The 17,318-nt window shown below is 43.9% G+C and carries 15 protein-coding genes; 4 read left to right on the forward strand and 11 right to left on the reverse strand.

What is annotated here, in order from left to right; genetic code table 11:
• Window positions 1–22 precede the first annotated feature (22 nt).
• Complete coding sequence (gene cysI / locus AC0VYC_RS09220; protein WP_475389976.1) at window positions 23–1,741, forward strand: assimilatory sulfite reductase (NADPH) hemoprotein subunit; 1,719 nt, start codon at window positions 23–25, stop codon at window positions 1,739–1,741.
• Window positions 1,742–1,964: 223 nt separating this feature from the next.
• Here cysI and AC0VYC_RS09225 read toward each other — a convergent pair whose 3' ends face one another.
• From AC0VYC_RS09225 to AC0VYC_RS09270, 10 genes are all read right to left on the reverse strand, one after another.
• On the reverse strand, window positions 1,965–3,899 hold the full coding sequence (locus AC0VYC_RS09225) for an AMP-binding protein (RefSeq protein ID WP_110487518.1): 1,935 nt from the start codon (window positions 3,897–3,899) through the stop codon (window positions 1,965–1,967).
• A gap of 14 nt (window positions 3,900–3,913) precedes the next feature.
• On the reverse strand, window positions 3,914–5,437 hold the full coding sequence (locus tag AC0VYC_RS09230) for an acyl-CoA carboxylase subunit beta (RefSeq protein WP_268356385.1): 1,524 nt from the start codon (window positions 5,435–5,437) through the stop codon (window positions 3,914–3,916).
• An 18-nt stretch (window positions 5,438–5,455) separates the two neighbouring features.
• Window positions 5,456–6,235, reverse strand: coding sequence for an enoyl-CoA hydratase (locus AC0VYC_RS09235; RefSeq protein WP_047947138.1), 780 nt, complete (start codon window positions 6,233–6,235; stop codon window positions 5,456–5,458).
• Window positions 6,236–6,250: 15 nt separating this feature from the next.
• Window positions 6,251–7,156 carry a hydroxymethylglutaryl-CoA lyase gene (locus tag AC0VYC_RS09240; RefSeq protein WP_427244188.1) on the reverse strand — a complete coding sequence of 302 codons (906 nt, stop codon included), beginning with the start codon at window positions 7,154–7,156 and terminating at the stop codon, window positions 6,251–6,253.
• 12 nt (window positions 7,157–7,168) lie between these two features.
• Window positions 7,169–7,384 carry an acetyl-CoA carboxylase biotin carboxyl carrier protein subunit gene (locus AC0VYC_RS09245; RefSeq protein ID WP_008346646.1) on the reverse strand — a complete coding sequence of 72 codons (216 nt, stop codon included), beginning with the start codon at window positions 7,382–7,384 and terminating at the stop codon, window positions 7,169–7,171.
• Window positions 7,381–8,730, reverse strand: coding sequence for an acetyl-CoA carboxylase biotin carboxylase subunit (locus AC0VYC_RS09250; protein ID WP_338705074.1), 1,350 nt, complete (start codon window positions 8,728–8,730; stop codon window positions 7,381–7,383). Before AC0VYC_RS09250 ends, AC0VYC_RS09245 begins: the two co-directional genes overlap by 4 nt.
• An 8-nt stretch (window positions 8,731–8,738) precedes the next feature.
• Window positions 8,739–10,376: an AMP-binding protein gene (locus tag AC0VYC_RS09255; RefSeq protein WP_138278600.1), complete on the reverse strand. Its 1,638-nt coding sequence runs from the start codon at window positions 10,374–10,376 to the stop codon at window positions 8,739–8,741.
• A 42-nt stretch (window positions 10,377–10,418) separates the two neighbouring features.
• The gene (locus AC0VYC_RS09260) at window positions 10,419–11,561 is read right to left on the reverse strand and encodes an acyl-CoA dehydrogenase family protein (protein WP_039167867.1); all 1,143 of its coding nucleotides are present in this window, start codon (window positions 11,559–11,561) and stop codon (window positions 10,419–10,421) included.
• 159 nt (window positions 11,562–11,720) lie between these two features.
• Window positions 11,721–13,256 carry a glycoside hydrolase family 10-like protein gene (locus AC0VYC_RS09265; protein WP_096881501.1) on the reverse strand — a complete coding sequence of 512 codons (1,536 nt, stop codon included), beginning with the start codon at window positions 13,254–13,256 and terminating at the stop codon, window positions 11,721–11,723.
• A 24-nt stretch (window positions 13,257–13,280) separates the two neighbouring features.
• Window positions 13,281–14,168, reverse strand: a complete 888-nt coding sequence (locus AC0VYC_RS09270) for a tyrosine-protein phosphatase (protein ID WP_335352647.1) — start codon at window positions 14,166–14,168, stop codon at window positions 13,281–13,283.
• 90 nt (window positions 14,169–14,258) lie between these two features.
• Between AC0VYC_RS09270 and AC0VYC_RS09275 the strand changes: the two genes are divergently transcribed.
• Window positions 14,259–15,011 carry a DeoR/GlpR family DNA-binding transcription regulator gene (locus tag AC0VYC_RS09275; protein WP_017359514.1) on the forward strand — a complete coding sequence of 251 codons (753 nt, stop codon included), beginning with the start codon at window positions 14,259–14,261 and terminating at the stop codon, window positions 15,009–15,011.
• Between the two features lie 69 nt (window positions 15,012–15,080).
• Window positions 15,081–15,431 carry a tautomerase family protein gene (locus AC0VYC_RS09280; protein ID WP_427244184.1) on the forward strand — a complete coding sequence of 117 codons (351 nt, stop codon included), beginning with the start codon at window positions 15,081–15,083 and terminating at the stop codon, window positions 15,429–15,431.
• Between the two features lie 33 nt (window positions 15,432–15,464).
• On the opposite strand, the gene AC0VYC_RS09285 is transcribed toward AC0VYC_RS09280, so the two are convergent.
• The gene (locus AC0VYC_RS09285; protein WP_017367394.1) at window positions 15,465–16,019 is read right to left on the reverse strand and encodes a hypothetical protein; all 555 of its coding nucleotides are present in this window, start codon (window positions 16,017–16,019) and stop codon (window positions 15,465–15,467) included.
• Window positions 16,020–16,144: 125 nt separating this feature from the next.
• On the opposite strand from AC0VYC_RS09285, the gene AC0VYC_RS09290 reads away from it, so the two are divergent.
• A complete protein-coding gene (locus AC0VYC_RS09290) occupies window positions 16,145–17,278 on the forward strand; it encodes a CdaR family transcriptional regulator (RefSeq protein ID WP_108611237.1) in 1,134 nt (377 codons plus the stop codon).
• Window positions 17,279–17,318 lie beyond the last annotated feature (40 nt).

Below are 17,318 nucleotides of genomic sequence, written 5' to 3' on the forward strand. Positions count from 1 at the left end.
AAAGAAAGGAGCTTTTACTTACATGGTGAAGACAGCATTAACAGCGCCGGATGGACCTCCGAGCGACGTAGAGGAAATCAAAGAAAAAAGTGATTATTTACGGGGTACGTTAAAAGAAGTGATGCTTGATCCGATTTCAGCGGGAATTCCGGATGATGACAACCGTCTGATGAAGCATCACGGCAGCTACTTACAAGACGATCGTGATCTGAGAAATGAACGACAAAAACAAAAGCTTGAGCCTGCCTATCAATTTATGCTGCGTGTCCGTCTGCCTGGCGGAATCGCCACATCTAAGCAGTGGCTTGTGATGGATGAGCTTGCTCACAAATACGGAAACGGTACGTTAAAGCTGACTACTCGTGAAACCTTTCAGCTTCACGGTATTTTAAAATGGAATATGAAAAAAACCATTCAAGACATTCATTCTACTATGCTTGATACAATTGCTGCTTGCGGCGACGTGAACCGGAATGTCATGTGTACATCAAACCCCTATCAATCAGAAGTGCACCATGATGTATACGAGCTGGCGAAAAAATTAAGTGATGACCTGCTCCCGCAAACAAGAGCTTATCACGAAATTTGGCTTGATGAGGAAAAGGTTGCGGCAACGCCAGATACGGAAGTTGAACCGATGTATGGTCCGCTTTATTTGCCAAGGAAATTCAAAATTGGTGTGGCGGTCCCTCCTGCTAACGATATTGATGTCTTTTCGCAGGATTTAGGCTTTATTGCCATTATCGAAAACGATCAATTGGTGGGTTTTAATGTCGCAATTGGCGGCGGAATGGGTATGACGCATGGTGATACAGCGACTTATCCGCAGCTTGCAAAGGTCATCGGCTTTTGTACACCTGAACAGGTCGTAGAAATTGCCAAACAAGTCATCACCATTCAGCGTGACTACGGAAACCGTTCCGTGCGAAAAAATGCCCGCTTTAAATATACGGTGGACCGCCTTGGTCTTGAGAATGTAAAAGAAGAGCTTGAGCGCCGTACTGGGTTTACTCTTTTAGAGGCAAAGGATTATCACTTTGATCATAACGGTGACCGTTATGGCTGGGTAAAAGGCATCAATGGCAGATGGCATTATACGATGTTTGTGGAAGGCGGACGCATCACAGATTATGATGATTATCCGCTGATGACAGGCATCCGCGAAATCGCCAAGGTTCATACAGGTGACTTCCGTTTAACCGCCAATCAGAATTTAATCATTGGGAATGTGACAACTCATAAAAAGAAACAAATCGAACAGCTCATTCAGAAGTTTGGTTTATCAGACGGCCAGCAGCACTCTGCCCTGCGCCGCAGCTCAATGGCTTGTGTATCTTTGCCAACATGCGGTTTAGCGATGGCTGAAGCAGAGCGCTACCTTCCACGATTGATTGATAAAATCGAAGACATCGTTGAAGAAAACGGATTAAGTGATAAAGAAATCACCATTCGAATGACTGGTTGTCCAAATGGTTGTGCTCGTCATGCGCTTGGAGAGATTGGATTTATCGGAAAATCACCTGGTAAGTATAATATGTATCTCGGTGCCGCATTTGATGGCAGCAGATTAAGTAAATTATACCGTGAAAATGTGGGTGAGGAAGACATTCTAAAAGAACTTGGCTCTATTCTCCCCCGCTACGCAAAAGAACGAGAAGAAAATGAACATTTCGGCGATTTTGTCATTCGGGCAGGGATTGTGAAAGAGACAACAGATGGAACGAATTTTCATGTGCAATAAAAAGAGACAGGAGCCATCCTGTCTCAGATTGTTGACAAAGGGCTAAAATGAACTTGATTTTAGCCCTTTGTCTTCTTTTCAGCGTGATAGAAAACCTTTGCAGCCCTAGGAAGGACGAGCATCGGCGCGGAGCGAATTTGACATTCGTGAGCACCGAAGCGCAGGACTGACACCGAATGCGAGGGTTTGTCTACACGCTGAGACAGGAACCATCCTGTCTTTTTTATTTTTTCTGTTTCTTATTCAAGTATTCGGTCAGACTCTTATATACATCTGGATTGTCTAATGAAGATAGATCGGGTGAAGGCTGATCTTCATACGCCCCTTTAAGTAAACGTCGTACGATTTTTCCATTCCTTGTTTTCGGCAAAGCTGAAATGAGATGAACTTCTTTTGGTGTGAGCGCTTTTCCAGCATGTGAACCAACATGGGCTGAAAGCTCTTGGATAAGGGCTGCTTCTTCAAAAGCATGCGGACTGGTCACGATGAAACAGACGAGCGCCTCCCCTTTCACCTCATCCTTTACCCCGATCACAGCGGCTTCATGCACGGCAGGATGCCAGGTAAGGATGGATTCAATTTCAGCTGGCCCGATGCGTTTCCCTGCTGTATTAATGACATCATCCGATCTGCCGGTGATGTGGAATTCTCCGTCCTCTGTTTGCATGACCCAATCTCCGTGTGTCCATACACCATCAAATCGTTTGAAATACGTATCTTCATAACGCTCCGGTTCGTTCCAAAAACCACATGTCATGCCGACCCATGGCTTTTTCACCACAAGCTCCCCTACTTCATTTATCACGCTTTGCCCAGCTTCATTGTATACATCTGCCGCCATTCCTAAGATCGCCGCATTAAAGAGAATCGGTTTGATGGGACGAAGCAACGTACTGCCTACAATGCCACCAGAAACCTCGGTTCCTCCTGAATAATTTAAGATTGGAATGTTCTTTTGACCAATGGTGTGAAATAACCATTGCCACGGAGCTTCATTCCATGGTTCCCCTGTAGAAATAATGGCTTTGACATGCGATAGTTCGACCCCATCAATCGTTTGCTGCATCGCAGAACGAACAAATGTAGGGGAAAGTCCAAAATGAGTGACTTTCTTCTCGTGGATGAATGACCAGAGCTGCTGCTCATCTGGATAATCGGGAGCGCCGTCATATAAAACGATGGTAGCTCCATTGATCAAGCCGCCAAAGACGAGGAATGGCCCCATCATCCAGCCCATATCAGTCAGCCAAAACAGCCGGTCTCCTTTTGCCACATCCATACATAGCCCGGCATCAAAAGCTGCCTTTATCGGAAAGCCTGCGTGTGTATGAACGGCTCCCTTTGGTGTGCCGGTTGTGCCTGACGTATACAAGATCATCAGCGGGTCTTCATTTGTGACATAGGTCGCGCCGGTGATCGGCTGTTCTTTTAACAAATCATTCAGCAGGACATCGTCCTGATATCCGGTATGAGAGGAAGTGTGCACAATCACTTTTTGCACAGTTGTGGTTTTGTTGATGGCATCAGCCACACATTCCCGCATGTTGATCGTTTTCCCTCGCCGCATCATTTCATTTGCTGTGATGACAATGGATGCGCCTGACGCACGAATGCGTACAGCGAGTGGCTCGCTTCCATAGCCTGAGAAGACTGGGCTGAAAATAACACCAATCTTTGCAAAGGCAAGCATGACGGCGACCGTTTCTGGAAGCATTGGCATATAGATGATGGCTACATCCCCTTTTTGAAGTCCTTCTTTCAAAAAGCCAGCTGCAAGACGGCTCACTTTCTCTTGAAGTTCGAGAAATGACCATTTCTTTTCTTCACCGGCTTCATTGCTCCAAATGATGGCGGGCTGATGCCTCGTTTCTTCTTTTTCAGCCCATTTGTCCACAGCCGTTTCGGTGATGTTTAGTGTGCCGCCCTGATACCATTTCGGCCACATCAATGAGTGGTGACCTAATGCCGCTTCATATGGTTTTTTCCACTGAATGCCGACTGCCTTCTCCGCTTCTCTCCAAAACCAGTCTGTGCGATCAATACTGGCTTGATAGAATGAGTCATACGTAGAAAAACCAAGAGATTTCATCCACTGATGCAAACGTGTTTTTTGGCACTGCTTTTCTTCCGGTATCCATTCTGGTTTCTGGTTGATCATGAGGTCAGCCCCCTTTAGACCGGATAGACCGGATGTTTTCGTTTCGTAAATGTCATGTCTTTCGATGAATAGGCTAGTAATCTATGACAAAGTTCCGTTCTGAGACGGTCAAATGGGATGACGCCATCGACAATCATTTCAGAGGCAAGCTCATAGATATTCATATCTTCCTGGTATTCCTTCCGTTTCTCTTGTATAAATGAAGCCCTCTCTTCGGGCGGTAGTTCTGCAATTTTATTTGCATAGACGGCATTTACAGCGGCTTCTGGACCCATCACAGCGATTTGCGCCGATGGAAGAGCGAGACAGCAGTCTGGCTCAAAAGCAGGGCCTGCCATTGCATATAGTCCTGCTCCGTATGCTTTACGGACGATGACGGATATTTTCGGAACGGTCGCTTCTGACATAGCGGAGATCATTTTTGCCCCATGACGAATAATGCCGGCTTGTTCCACTTTTGTTCCAATCATAAATCCTGGTATGTCCGCAAGAAAGAGCAGCGGGATATGAAAGGCATCACAGAGCTGAATAAACTTGGCGGCTTTATCAGCTGAGTCGTGGAATAATACGCCGCCTTTTACTCTTGGCTGATTGGCAATGAGACCGACAGGCTGACCGTTCATTCTGCCAAAGCCGGTAATTAACTCTGCGGCAAACAGCTTTTTGATTTCAAAAAATGACCCTTCATCAATCAGTAAATCGATGAGTTGATACATATCAAATGGGGTATTCTGGCCTTTAGGGATTAAGTCTTGGATGGTGGTTTCAGATGGTTTAGGTGCTTTTGCTGCTGTCGTTTTTGGTTTTTCTGTATAGTTGGCAGGCATATAGGTTAAATAATCACGTGCAATTTGAATGGCCTCTTCCTCTGTTTTGGCTAATATATCTCCGCATCCAGAAATGCTACAATGCATTTTCGCACCGCCCATTTCCTCAAGTGATACTTTTTCACCGATCACCATTTCAGCCATTCGCGGCGAGCCTAAATACATAGAGGCATTTCCTTCGACCATGACGACAATGTCACAAAAAGCAGGGATATACGCACCACCGGCTGCAGATGGACCGAAGAGTAAACAAATTTGCGGGATACGTCCAGACAGCTTGACTTGGTTATAAAAAATGCGCCCTGCTCCTCTTCTGCCTGGGAACATTGCGATCTGATCGGTGATTCTTGCACCCGCTGAATCGACTAGATACAGCATCGGACAATTGAGCTTCTCGGCCGTTTCTTGAATTCGAATGATTTTTTCTACTGTTTTGACGCCCCACGATCCTGCTTTAACCGTAGAGTCGTTTGCCATGACACAAACAGTCTGCCCATTCATACGCCCGGTTCCGGTGACGACACCATCTGCTGGTAAATGTTCATCTTTGCACTCTGCAAACATGGCATCTTCAATGAAAGAATCCTCATCTAATAACAAATGGAGCCGATCACGGACAAATAATTTTCCTTTTTCTTTGTTTTTTTGATGGTAGCGTTCTGCCCCGCCCTTTTCAATTCGTTGTTTTTTTAATTTATATTCTTCGATCATAAACATTCCCCTTTCTTGCTATTTCCCTCTGTAATAAGGCGTTCGTTTTTCTTGAAAAGCCTTGAGACCTTCTAGTCGATCTTCTGTATGAATAAGCCGCAGATAAGCTTCGTATTCTTTCGTCAGACCTGTTTGTAAATCGTGATCAAGGCTGGATTGAATGGCTTGTTTTGCTTCTTTTAAAGCGATCGGTCCATTTTTGGTGATTTGTTTTGCGAGTGTGATGGCATCATTCATCAGTGAATCGGCTGTAGAGATACGTTCAATCAGCCCAATTTGAACGGCTTCTTCTGCTCGTAAAGAAGTGCCGGTGAAGATCATTTCTTTCGCTTTCCCGGGTCCGATCAGGCGCGAAAGTCTTTGTGTGCCCCCTGCTCCCGGCAGGATAGCTAGTCCTGTTTCCGGCAGGCCGAGCGCTGCACCCGCTCTTGCGATGCGGAGATCACAGGCGAGCGCGAGCTCAAGACCTCCGCCAAGTGCGTGTCCGTTTATCACGGCAATGACAGGAACAGGCAAAGATTCAATGTCTGTAAAGGTTTGCTGAATGGTCAGAACGGCTTCTTTGGCTTCTTGTTCTGTCATCAATCGCCTTTCTTTTAAGTCTGCTCCTGCGCAAAAAACTTTAGCGCCAGCTCCTGTCATGAGCAAACAGCGGATGTTTGCATCATGTTTGATTTCTTGAATCGTTTGGTTGATTTCCTCTAGCATAGCAGCGGAGAGAGCATTGGCTTGCGCTGGTCTATTTAATGTCATGATGCCAATGTGATCTTGTATTGAAAAATTGATCAATGAAGTCATGTGATTCACCCTTTATCAAGTAGTGTGAGACTGAAAAGCGCGTAAACAGTGACTTGGCAGGGTTCGATCCACTTTTGTTTCAATCCATTCAGCCGCTTTAATCAAGCAAGGGAGGTCGACATTTGTTTCGATCCCGAGTTTGTGAAGCATGTGCACCACGTCTTCTGTCGCCACGTTTCCGCTGGAGCCAGGTGCATAAGGACAGCCGCCAAGCCCTCCGCTAGAGGCATCAAATATGGTGATGCCGGCTTTTAATGCTGTATAAATATTGGCAAGCCCCATTCCTTTCGTATCATGAAAATGAAGTGCGATTTTATCAGCAGGAAAGCGTTCAAGTAAAAGGTCTAACCGTCTTTCTACTTGCAGCGGATGGGCTTCCCCAATGGTATCCCCAAGTGATATTTCATCAATCCCGAAGGACAGCAGCTGTTCCGTTAATCGCAGCACTTGGTCCATCGGCACTTGTTTTTCATAAGGACATCCAAACACGGTTGAAATATAGGCCCGCGTTTGCCGTCCTTCTGCTTTTAAATCGGCTGTCATTTGTTTGATCACAGGCAGTGTTTCCTGTATAGATCGATTCATATTCTTTTTGTTATGTGTCTCACTCGATGAGATAAACATAGCCCCTAGCTCAAGGTTTGCTTCAAAAAAATGAGCTAATCCCTTTTCATTTGGGATGAGTGCGGCATAGGTGATATCCTCTTTTTTGTTTAATGATTGGGCTAATTCTTTGGCGTCTTTTAAGGCTGGAACCCATTTCGGATGAACAAATGAGGTGACTTCAATATAAGGAAGATGGGCTTCTTCGAGTAAATGGATCCATGTTCGCTTCTCCATTGTGTCCAGCCAAACGGATTCATTTTGTAGTCCATCGCGCGGGCCGACCTCTCTAATGAGCACGTTTTTTGGTAATGCCATGCGGCTTTCCCCCTATTCTGTCAGCTCTAAAAGTACCTCTCCCTCGTCAACAAAGTCCCCCTCCGCCTTATACACTTTACTGATTACACCTGCTTCTTCTGCAACAATGGGAATCTCCATTTTCATCGATTCTAAGATGGCGACTTCCTGTCCTTTTTGCACATCATCACCCTGTTTCACAAGAAGTTTCCACAAGTTTCCGGCCATTTGTATCGTGACAGTTTTCATGAACGGTTTTCCTCCCTTTTTTTCATCAGATAATCGGTTGTGATGCGGCCATGTAAAAAGGCAGTTGATTCGGCCATTTCCTTTAAAAGCGGTACATTGGTTTTGATCCCTTCTATTTCATATGCTTGTAATGCTGCTTTTAATCGTTCTATGGCGAGTTTTCGAGTATCACCGTACACAATCATTTTCGCAATCATTGGATCGTAAAATGGGGTAATGACACTTCCGCTCGTGACGCTTGACTCATGACGGATATATGGGGCATCAGGTGTAGAAAGCCGAGTGATCGTGCCTGGCGAAGGGTAAAATGTCACAGGGTCTTCAGCGTATATTCTAACTTCAATCGCGTGCCCAATTTGATGAATATCCTCTTGGCTGAAGGACAGTTGCTCTAATGCGGCAATTTTTAGCTGCTCCTCGACAAGGTCAATCCCGGTAATTTCTTCTGTGACAGGGTGTTCTACTTGCAATCTCGTATTCATTTCTAAGAAATAAAATTGCTGGTTTTGATCGACTAAACATTCAATCGTGCCCGCATTTTCATACCCAATTGCTTTGGCAGCTTTGACGGCCATCTGTCCCATTTGCTGTCTCACCGTTTCTTCAAGACAGACGGCTGGTGCCTCTTCAACAATTTTCTGATGTCTTCTTTGGAGTGAACAATCTCTTTCAAATAAGTGAACGCCGTGACCGAACGAATCAAAAAGAACTTGAATTTCGATGTGCCGTGCGTGTTCAATCACCTTTTCCATGTATAAAGTTCCGTCTTGAAAGAAACTTTGTGCTCTTTTTTGATTTCCTTCAAACGCTCGATGCAGTTCTTCGTCGTTGCGGACGAGCTGCATACCAATCCCGCCGCCACCACTCGATGCTTTTAGCATAATGGGATAGCCGAGTGTCTGTGCTTTATGAACACCTTCGTGTGCATCATGGAGTGGGGCTGAAACACCAGGAACGATTGGGATGCCCGCTTGTTCCATCGTTTTTCTCGCTTCAATTTTATTTCCCATCTGCTGAATGACTTGTGCAGATGGTCCAATAAAGGCAATGCCTTCGCTCCGGCAGCGCTCAGCAAATGCCGCATTTTCTGATAAAAGACCATACCCCGGGTGGATAGCATCAGCATTTGTTTGTTTGGCAACCTTAATGATCGCTTCCATGTTTAAATAGCTTTCAGAAACTTTAGCGCCGCCGATATAATAGGCGCTGTCTGCTTCTTGCACATGAAGTGCATGCTGATCAGCCTCTGAATAAACGGCAACGGTTTTGATTCCGAGCCGTTTACATGTCCGAATCACTCTACGGGCAATTTCGCCTCGATTGGCGATCAATACTTGTTCAAACATCGCTGCCTTCACTCCTTTATTAGATCAAGCGCCTGCTTTTTCAAGCGGAATTTCTGAATTTTGCCTGAGGCGGTCATTGGGTACTCATCTGTAATGAAAAAGTATTTCGGGATTTTGTAGCGTGCCATTTGCGACTGACAATAGCTCGTTAATGTCTCAATTGAGACCGACTTCCCTTGTTTCAGCCGAATGAATGCGGCTGCTTCCTCGCCGTATGTCTCGTCAGGAATACCAACGACCTGTGCGTCAAGAATGGCAGGGTGAGTGTATAAGACATCCTCAATCTCTTTTGGGTACACATTCTCTCCGCCTCTGATGATCATATCTTTGAGCCGGCCTGTGATTTTCACATAACCGTCATGATCCATCTCAGCTAAATCCCCTGTGTGAAGCCATCCGTCCTCATCAATGACTTCATTAGTTGCTTCTTCGTTTTTATAATAGCCCTTCATGACATGATAGCCTCTTGTACAAAGCTCTCCTTGCTGTCCTCTTGGCACTTCTTCTGATGTCCCTGGTAAAGCAATTTTGACTTCAATTTGAGGAAGCGCACGTCCGACTGTTTGAACGCGTCTTTCAAACGAATCATCGGTTCTTGTTTGGGTAATGACGGGTGAACTTTCGGTTTGACCATAGGCAATCGTGAGCTCTCTCAGTCCCATTTTTTCAATGACTGCTTTCATGACGTGGGATGGGCAGAGTGAACCGGCCATAATCCCCGTTCGTAATGTGGACAGGTCATAGGAGTGGAAATTTGGATGATCAAGCTCTGCGATGAACATGGTTGGCACACCATGAAGAACGGTGCATTTTTCTTTTTCTACTGTTTGAAGGACTCGTTCTGGATGGAAAGATTCAAGTGGGATGATCGTTCCCCCTTTTGTGAGACAAGCAAGTACACCAAGAACAGAGCCGAAGCAATGAAAAAACGGCACTGGGATACACATACGGTCCTGCTCTGTTAATTTCATACAATCTGCGATCTGACTCGCATTACAGACGATGTTTGTGTGGCTGAGCATGACGCCCTTTGGATAGCCGGTTGTGCCTGAAGTGTACTGCATATTAATAACGTCATCAGGCGTGAGCTCATTCATTCGCTTCTCCCATTCATGATCTTCGGTTCTTTTGGCAGCCACTTGAAGACGACCCCAGCCGAGCATGCCGTTTGGTACATGCTGACCGATATAGATACATCTTTTTAAATAAGGAAATTGTGTGGAAGTGATCTCCTCTTGATGAGCGGTTTGAAGTTCTGGAATTAGCTCTTCAAGCATGTTGACATAGGACGTTTCTTTAAAGCCGTCTACAATAAACAACATTTTGCTGTCAGAATGCTTGAGTAAATAGGCGAGTTCCTGTGATTGAAAATTGGTATTCACAGTGACAAGAACAGCACCAATGGAGGCGCAGGCAAATTGAAGAATGAGCCATTCAGGTATATTTGGTGCCATAATGGCGATGTGATCTCCCTTTTGAACCCCTAATGCCATGAGACCTTTACCTGTTTCCTTGACCTCTTGATAAAACGCTTCGTACGAATAACGTAAAGAACGTTCTGGGTAAACAACGGCTTCATGTGCTGGATGCTGTTCTTTTTTTTCTCTTAATAGGGAGCCAATCGTTTGCGGGTGAATCGACATCATTGCTTTCCTCCCTCATGTGTAGTAAGCGTTTTCATTAAGGTATTACGCTAACAACTGTCTTGCGATCACGAGCCGCTGAATTTCAGAGGTCCCTTCTCCGATTTCCATGAGCTTGGCATCTCTCACAAGCCGTTCAACACCGCATTCTTTCATATAGCCTGTTCCGCCATGAATTTGGACAGCATCAAGACTTGCTTTTGTCGCCATTTCTGAAGCAAACAGTTTGGCATAGGCCGCTTCTTTTGTAAATGGTTTGCCTTGATCTTTCAGCCAAGCGGCTTTCCAGACCATTTGTCTTGCAAGCTCTATTTGCATCGCCATATCCGCCAGCTTAAACTGAATGGCCTGGAAGGATGAGAGCGTCTTTCCAAATTGCTTTCTTTCTTTTGCATAGGAAAGTGAAGCATCAAGTGCAGCTTGTGCAATTCCGACAGATAAGGCTGCAATGGAAATTCGTCCGCCGTCCAATGTATATAAAAATTGCTTGAATCCTTTCGATTTGTCTCCCAATATATGATGCGCTGGTACACGCACTTCGTCTAAAATGATTTCAGCCGTATCTGAACCGCGAACCCCCATTTTGTCATATGGATTTGTAATCGACAGTCCTTTTTGCCCTTTCTCCACAATAAAGGCGGAGATGATTGGACGTCCGTTTTCATCATGATCTGTCACAGCGGTGACAATAATCGTTCTGGCATAATTGGCATTGGTGATCCAGCACTTTTCCCCACTGATGACATATTCTTGTCCGTCTTTGATGGCTTTTGTTTTTGTTCCTTTTGCATCTGATCCGGCGTTTGGTTCTGTTAATCCGAAGGAGCCAAGCGCTGTTCCAGAGGCTAATGGAACAAGATGGTCCATCTTTTGCTCCTCCGTGCCGAAGTAATAAAGTGGACTTGCGCCTAAGGAAACCGCTGCGGCATAACTTAGACCTGTACTGGCACACTGCTTGCCAATTTCCTCGACTGCCAGTGCATACGAGATCGTATCTCCTCCAGAACCTCCATATTTCTCTGGAAAGGGTATACCCATAAAACCGAGCTCCCCCATTTTTTGAAATGTGTTCACCGGAAATGCTGCCTGTTCATCAACTGTTTGGGCGTGTGGTGCAATTTCTGTTTTTGCAAATTCTTTGACCATCTGACGGATCATTTGCTGCTCTTTCGTTAATTCAAAATCCATTTTGCTTCCCCCTTTGGCGCTTTTCTATCATATTTATTATTGAAATAGCTGCTTCATGCCAAGCTTGATTGAATTCAGAAAATTAAAATAAAAATAGTAGAAAAATAGAGAAAGCAAAAAAGCATAAACGGAGGAAACCCCTCATTTATGCTGTCTTTGTTATTTTACTGTTTTTGTAGAAGGTTTGCTTTCATGATGAAGGCGATTGAGTGCCGTCACTTTATAGGTATAGCTCTTCTTTTGATTTGCTAAAATGTCTTTCGTTTGTGTGAAGGAACCTGTTTCTTTTCTGACCGTTTGCACAAATTCGTATGTCCCTTTATTCGACAATCGATAGACTGCATAATAGGATGCACTAGAGCGCGGATCATTTTGTATCTGTAAAACTGCACCATCCTCTGTCTTTTTCACAGATTGAATGATTGGTTTTTTTGGCGCTTTTTGATGAAGCCATGGCATCTCTGGTATGATAGCCGGTTTGCTATAGGTTTCTTCTATTAATCGTTTCTTTACATTCAAGGGATTCCGATTGATATCTTTCAGACTAAAATGCATGCTTCCTTGTACGAGCTGTGACTGCCTGTTCAGCTCGATCTGGCGAAAATACTCCTCAGGATCAGACCAAGCAGGATCACTGTTTTGATTGATTTTATACGTCGCTTGGCCAATGTACAAGTGAACAGGCTGCCCCTTCACTTCATTTGACCACCATTTCGTCAGCACATCATAGGCAGCGGGCTGAAAGCCGATACTCCAATAAATTTGCGGGGTGATATAATCAATATGGTGCTGCTGTATCCACTCTCTTGTATCAGCATACAAATCATCATAATTGGTCATCCCGGCTGTTGTGTTTGAACCGGTTGGGTCATCTTTTATGTTGCGCCATACACCAAATGGGCTAATACCAAATTTCACATACGGCTTTTCTTTCTTAATGGTGTTATTGATCTGCTTCACTAGCTCGTTCACATTATCTCTTCGCCAATCTTCTATATGAGTGAACTTCTGCCCGTAAGTTTCATACGTTTCTTGATCTGGAAATGGCACACCAGCGATTTTATTCGGGTAAAAATAATCATCCATATGCACTGCATCAATATCGTAGTTTTTCACTACTTCCTCTATCCCGTCAACAATGAAGTCCTGAGCATCAGGAATGCCTGGATTAAAGTAAAGCTGATTTCCGTAGGCGATGGTCCACTCAGGATGTGCTTTTGCAGGATGATCGGCTGATAACCGGTTGAGATCGGTATGATTCATGGTGATTCGATAAGGGTTAAACCAAGCATGAAATTCAAGACCGCGTTTATGTGCTTCTTCTATCATAAATTCAAGCGGGTCATATCCAGGGTCTTTCCCTTGTGTACCAGTCAAATATTCAGACCATGGCCCGAATTTCGATGGATAAAAGGCATCTGCTGTTGGTTTAATTTGCATGATGACGGCGTTCATATTCATCGCTTTGATGTCGTCTAACAGTTGAATGAACTCTTGTTTCTGCTCATCTGCGGGCAGTCCTTTCTTTGAAGGCCAATCTAAGTTATAAACTGATGCGACCCACACTGCACGCATCTCTCTTGTGCTCTCAAGCTTCCCTTTTGGCATCGAACGAGCTAGACTACTAGACGGAATCAATAAGAAGACACCCATGAAAACTAGTGTCAGAACCGTCATACTGATCTTTTTCAGCATGTTTTGCATCACCTCATATTAAGTTTATTCTGCGTTTTGTGATGGAATGCCAGCAGATGGAATAAGCAAGATGTTTTTCATTTTAAGCAGCTGAGCTTTAGGGACGTCGCAGGCTTCTAGTAAATACCGCTCTGCACTTCCGTATGTATCCATCATCTCATTCAGTACATCTTCAAGATAATCTTGCTGAACGCCGAGGAGGGGCTGAATTTGTTCTTTTGACACCCGATATAAACTCATCATGCGAACAAATCGTTCTTGTCTTTTCACTAGCATTTTCACGCCTTCATTGGAACGCATGTATTCACTTAAAACGGTATGCACCGGCACACCCGCTGCTAATTGAATAAGAGCAGATAAAAAGCCTGTACGGTCTTTTCCGCTTGTACAGTGAAGCATAAGCGGATAATTTTTTTCATCGGACAGTAATGTAAACAATTGCTGAATCTCTTTTTTTCGCTCATAGAGCATGCTTTGATATACATCTTTCATGATCGGTGTAAAGGATAGAGATTTTCCTTCTGCTATCAGCATACGAAACATGGTCCATTTGCTAGGCATCATGCTGTCAGGCTGCATAGGGATATGAACAATTTTGTCATGTTCCATGATCTTTGGCGGGTGTGATTTTCGTTCTGAGCTTGTACGCAGGTCACAAATCGTTTGAATTCCAAGTGTTGAGAACGTCAATATGTCTTGCTTCGTGAGACGTGATAAATCGGCAGATCGATAAATCATTCCTTGTTTGATGACCATCTGATCCGTTGTTTGGAGTCCCCCTACTTCTCTAAAATTTGCAAGCTTTGAAAATTGTATGTTGTGCTGATTCATAGAAGTGAAAATCCTTTCTATCCTCTTTTCTCTATCATACGCTTTTATGAAAAATGAGAAAAGATAAGAGAAAAAGATCATTCGATTCTCCCATGTTGATCAGTGACATCTTTTACGTGGAATTATTGTTATAATAGAATCAGCATATTCGTATTGATTGGAGATTGTAGCATGATAAAAACAAAACGTATTCAGCAAATAAAAGAGTATGTATTTGACCGGGAATCTGCCTCTCTTGATGAGCTTGTGACGCATTTTGGCGTCTCAAAAAACACCATACGCCGAGATGTACAAGCATTGGTAGAATCCGGCGTGCTAAAGAAAGTGTACGGCGGCGTCGCTGTGAATCACTCAACATTGGTGGTGTATCAAGAGCGAAAGACTCGTCAGCTGAGTAAAAAACAATTGATCGGACAGGCTGCCGCCGCTTTTGTTGAACATGGTGATATGATTTTTGTTGATTCTGGTACAACGACACTGGAGATGCTTCCCTATTTGAAGGAGAAACGGATTACCGTTGTGACAAATAACGTGGATTTCATTACACAGGCTATGCCTTATGAACACCTCACCATCTTTTCAACCGGCGGTATGCTAGAACGAAAAACAAATTCTTTCGTTGGTTATCAAAGTGTTGAGCGTCTAAAAGCATACAATGTCAATAAAGCATTTATTGCATCAACGGGTTTATCCATTGATCATGGCGTCACGAATTCCTCCCCGCTTGAGACAGATATTAAAAAAACGCTCGTTGAAAAAAACGCCAAAACCTTTTTATTAGTCGATGATAGTAAGTTTGACCATTATGCCTTGACCACGTTTTGTGACTTAAAAGACATAGACATCGTCGTGACGAATGAACAACCAAATGAAGATTACCTTCAATATGGAAAAGAGCATGATGTGAAGTTTGTCACGCCTTAGTCCAGAGCAAAAAAGCCAAGCGCCAATGTTTTGGCTTTTTTCTTATGCGCAAAAGAGTGAAACGGCGAAGTGGAGGAATTAAAAAAACTGCTGGACACTTGCCATGAAGCAATGGTTGATGCCTTTGGGGTACCTGAACGAGATCGCTATCAAATTGTTCATCAGCACCGCCCTGAAGAGATGATCATTGAAGACACTGGGCTTGGTTATCCGAGAACAAAGGATCTGGTTGTCATTAGTGTTGTCAGTAAACAGCGGACGAAAGAACAAAAGGAACAGCTTTATGCACAAATCGCAGAACGTATAGAAAAAGAATGCGGAGTTGCCAAGACGGATGTGATGATTTCCATCGTGGAAAATGGAGACGCCGATTGGAGCTTCGGGATGGGTGAGGCTCAATTCATAAGAGGATTGCTCTAAAAAACGGCTCAGGAATGTGAGCCGTTTTTTGATTCATTCATTTTCAAGCTGCATGAGCAAGTTGAATAAATAGCGGTACACTGCTGAGATCACACCAATTAAAGGCGTATCTTCTTTGATGTCTTCTAGTTCAAGAAGCGGAATGTTGATATCAAATAACCCGTCTTGTCCATTAAATTGAAGCTGAGCACCATTTAATGTTGAGAGCATCTCTTTTAGTAATCCAGTATCTTTTTTAGGACGCTTCAATCCGAATAACACGGTATACGTCTGAAATACTTCATCCCATTCTATGGCAAGTCCGTCGGCTCTCACCACATCAAACCACTTCGACTCGATATAAATGAATTCTTTTTGTTGTTTTTTTACGTATGTAAGAGGTGTATTTAAAAAGGAAGCATTTTCTGTTTGAATCATTTCCTCCGATTCCTTGTCTACACGTTCTATATAAACATCTGCAAAGCGTGCTTCTTCTGTCATTTTTGCCCCTTCTAGCGGCCAATTTTGACTTGCGGCTTTGTTATATTCAAAGTCGGTGAGCGCCTGCCCTTCTTTCAATAAATCTTGTAAGCGATTTTGCAGTGACATGACTGTATCTCCTTTCATCTACTTCATATGCGTTTTTTATTTTAGCATAACACATGAAAAGAAAGATATGCCTGAGCATATGATGGTATGATAGTGTAAAAAGAAACATCTCGGAGGGGACCGTTTTGCTCACAATGACACTGGCAGAAAAAATCGTAGATGAGGTCAAAAAGGTACTGACGGAAGAAATCATCATCACACAAACAAACGGTACCATTATTGCTGCAACAGATCCAGCACGCATTGGTCAATTTCATGAAGGAGCATATGTCACATCCTTAGAAGGGCAGAAACGAATTCTCACAAAGGATGATGTGCTGCAGATGAAAGGCGTCAAAGCCGGTATCAATCTGCCTATTTATTTTAAACAAGAAGTCATTGGGGTCATTGGAATGACAGGTGATCCAAGGCATGTCTCCCCTTTTGGCGACATTTTACGTAAAATGACGGAGCTGCTCATTCAAGAGCATGAATTCTTTCAAGAAACGGAAACAGATGAACGGCAGCTTGAAGCCTTTGTATTCGACTGGCTTCATCTGCCAGAGACAGCGGTTGGAATGACCGAGAAGGCGCAGCGGCTTGGCTTTGATGTCAACAAGCAGCGTGTCGCTATTCTCATTGATTGTCAAGACGAAACGTTTATGAAGCAGGATCAATACAAACTGATGAAGGACAAATTGCAACTCACCAATCAGGAGATCATTGTGCGCTGGGGGCATGCACGTTTTTTGCTCATGCTACAAGCCACACCAGATGGTCGAGAAACATGGCACAAGCGCTTGTTCCATATTCATGCTGCGCTCACAGCGCTGTCACCATCGAGGATTTTAATGGGGGCAGGAAAACCAGCAGCTTCTCATGTCATGAAGCAGTCCTTTCATCAAGCTTTTCGCGCTTTAAAATTGGCACATGCTGAAACACCCATTGTGTTTGATGAAGATTTGACGCTTGAACTTTTTATGGAGGAAATCAGTCAGGAAACAAAAGATGCGTTTCTTGATCGAACGATTGCGTCCCTTTTCCCCTATCCTGAACTAGTGAAAACATTGCGGGTACTCATCGCTTCGGATTACTCATTGAAACATACAGCAGAAGCTATGCATGTCCATATTAATACACTTCATTACAGATTAAAACGGATTCAGGATTTAACGACACTTGATCCAAAGCGCATGCAAGATGCGATGCTTTTTTATTTGGCCTTGCTGCTTTTAGATCATGATACAAAAAATACGATAAAACAGCCTGATATTTTGTAGAATCGTCTATAGTCATGTGACGGTTCTTTTTTTATACTTG

Source organism: Bacillus sp. iso_77, from assembly GCF_056173625.1.

Coding starts and splice junctions, on each gene's coding strand:
- cysI (WP_475389976.1), top strand. CDS start 23: ATGGTGAAGACAGCATTAACAGCGCCGGATGGACCTCCGAGCGACGTA.
- AC0VYC_RS09225 (WP_110487518.1), bottom strand. CDS start 3,899: ATGATCAACCAGAAACCAGAATGGATACCGGAAGAAAAGCAGTGCCAA.
- AC0VYC_RS09230 (WP_268356385.1), bottom strand. CDS start 5,437: ATGATCGAAGAATATAAATTAAAAAAACAACGAATTGAAAAGGGCGGG.
- AC0VYC_RS09235 (WP_047947138.1), bottom strand. CDS start 6,235: ATGACTTCATTGATCAATTTTTCAATACAAGATCACATTGGCATCATG.
- AC0VYC_RS09240 (WP_427244188.1), bottom strand. CDS start 7,156: ATGGCATTACCAAAAAACGTGCTCATTAGAGAGGTCGGCCCGCGCGAT.
- AC0VYC_RS09245 (WP_008346646.1), bottom strand. CDS start 7,384: ATGAAAACTGTCACGATACAAATGGCCGGAAACTTGTGGAAACTTCTT.
- AC0VYC_RS09250 (WP_338705074.1), bottom strand. CDS start 8,730: ATGTTTGAACAAGTATTGATCGCCAATCGAGGCGAAATTGCCCGTAGA.
- AC0VYC_RS09255 (WP_138278600.1), bottom strand. CDS start 10,376: ATGATGTCGATTCACCCGCAAACGATTGGCTCCCTATTAAGAGAAAAA.
- AC0VYC_RS09260 (WP_039167867.1), bottom strand. CDS start 11,561: ATGGATTTTGAATTAACGAAAGAGCAGCAAATGATCCGTCAGATGGTC.
- AC0VYC_RS09265 (WP_096881501.1), bottom strand. CDS start 13,256: ATGCTGAAAAAGATCAGTATGACGGTTCTGACACTAGTTTTCATGGGT.
- AC0VYC_RS09270 (WP_335352647.1), bottom strand. CDS start 14,168: ATGATCTTTTTCTCTTATCTTTTCTCATTTTTCATAAAAGCGTATGAT.
- AC0VYC_RS09275 (WP_017359514.1), top strand. CDS start 14,259: ATGATAAAAACAAAACGTATTCAGCAAATAAAAGAGTATGTATTTGAC.
- AC0VYC_RS09285 (WP_017367394.1), bottom strand. CDS start 16,019: ATGTCACTGCAAAATCGCTTACAAGATTTATTGAAAGAAGGGCAGGCG.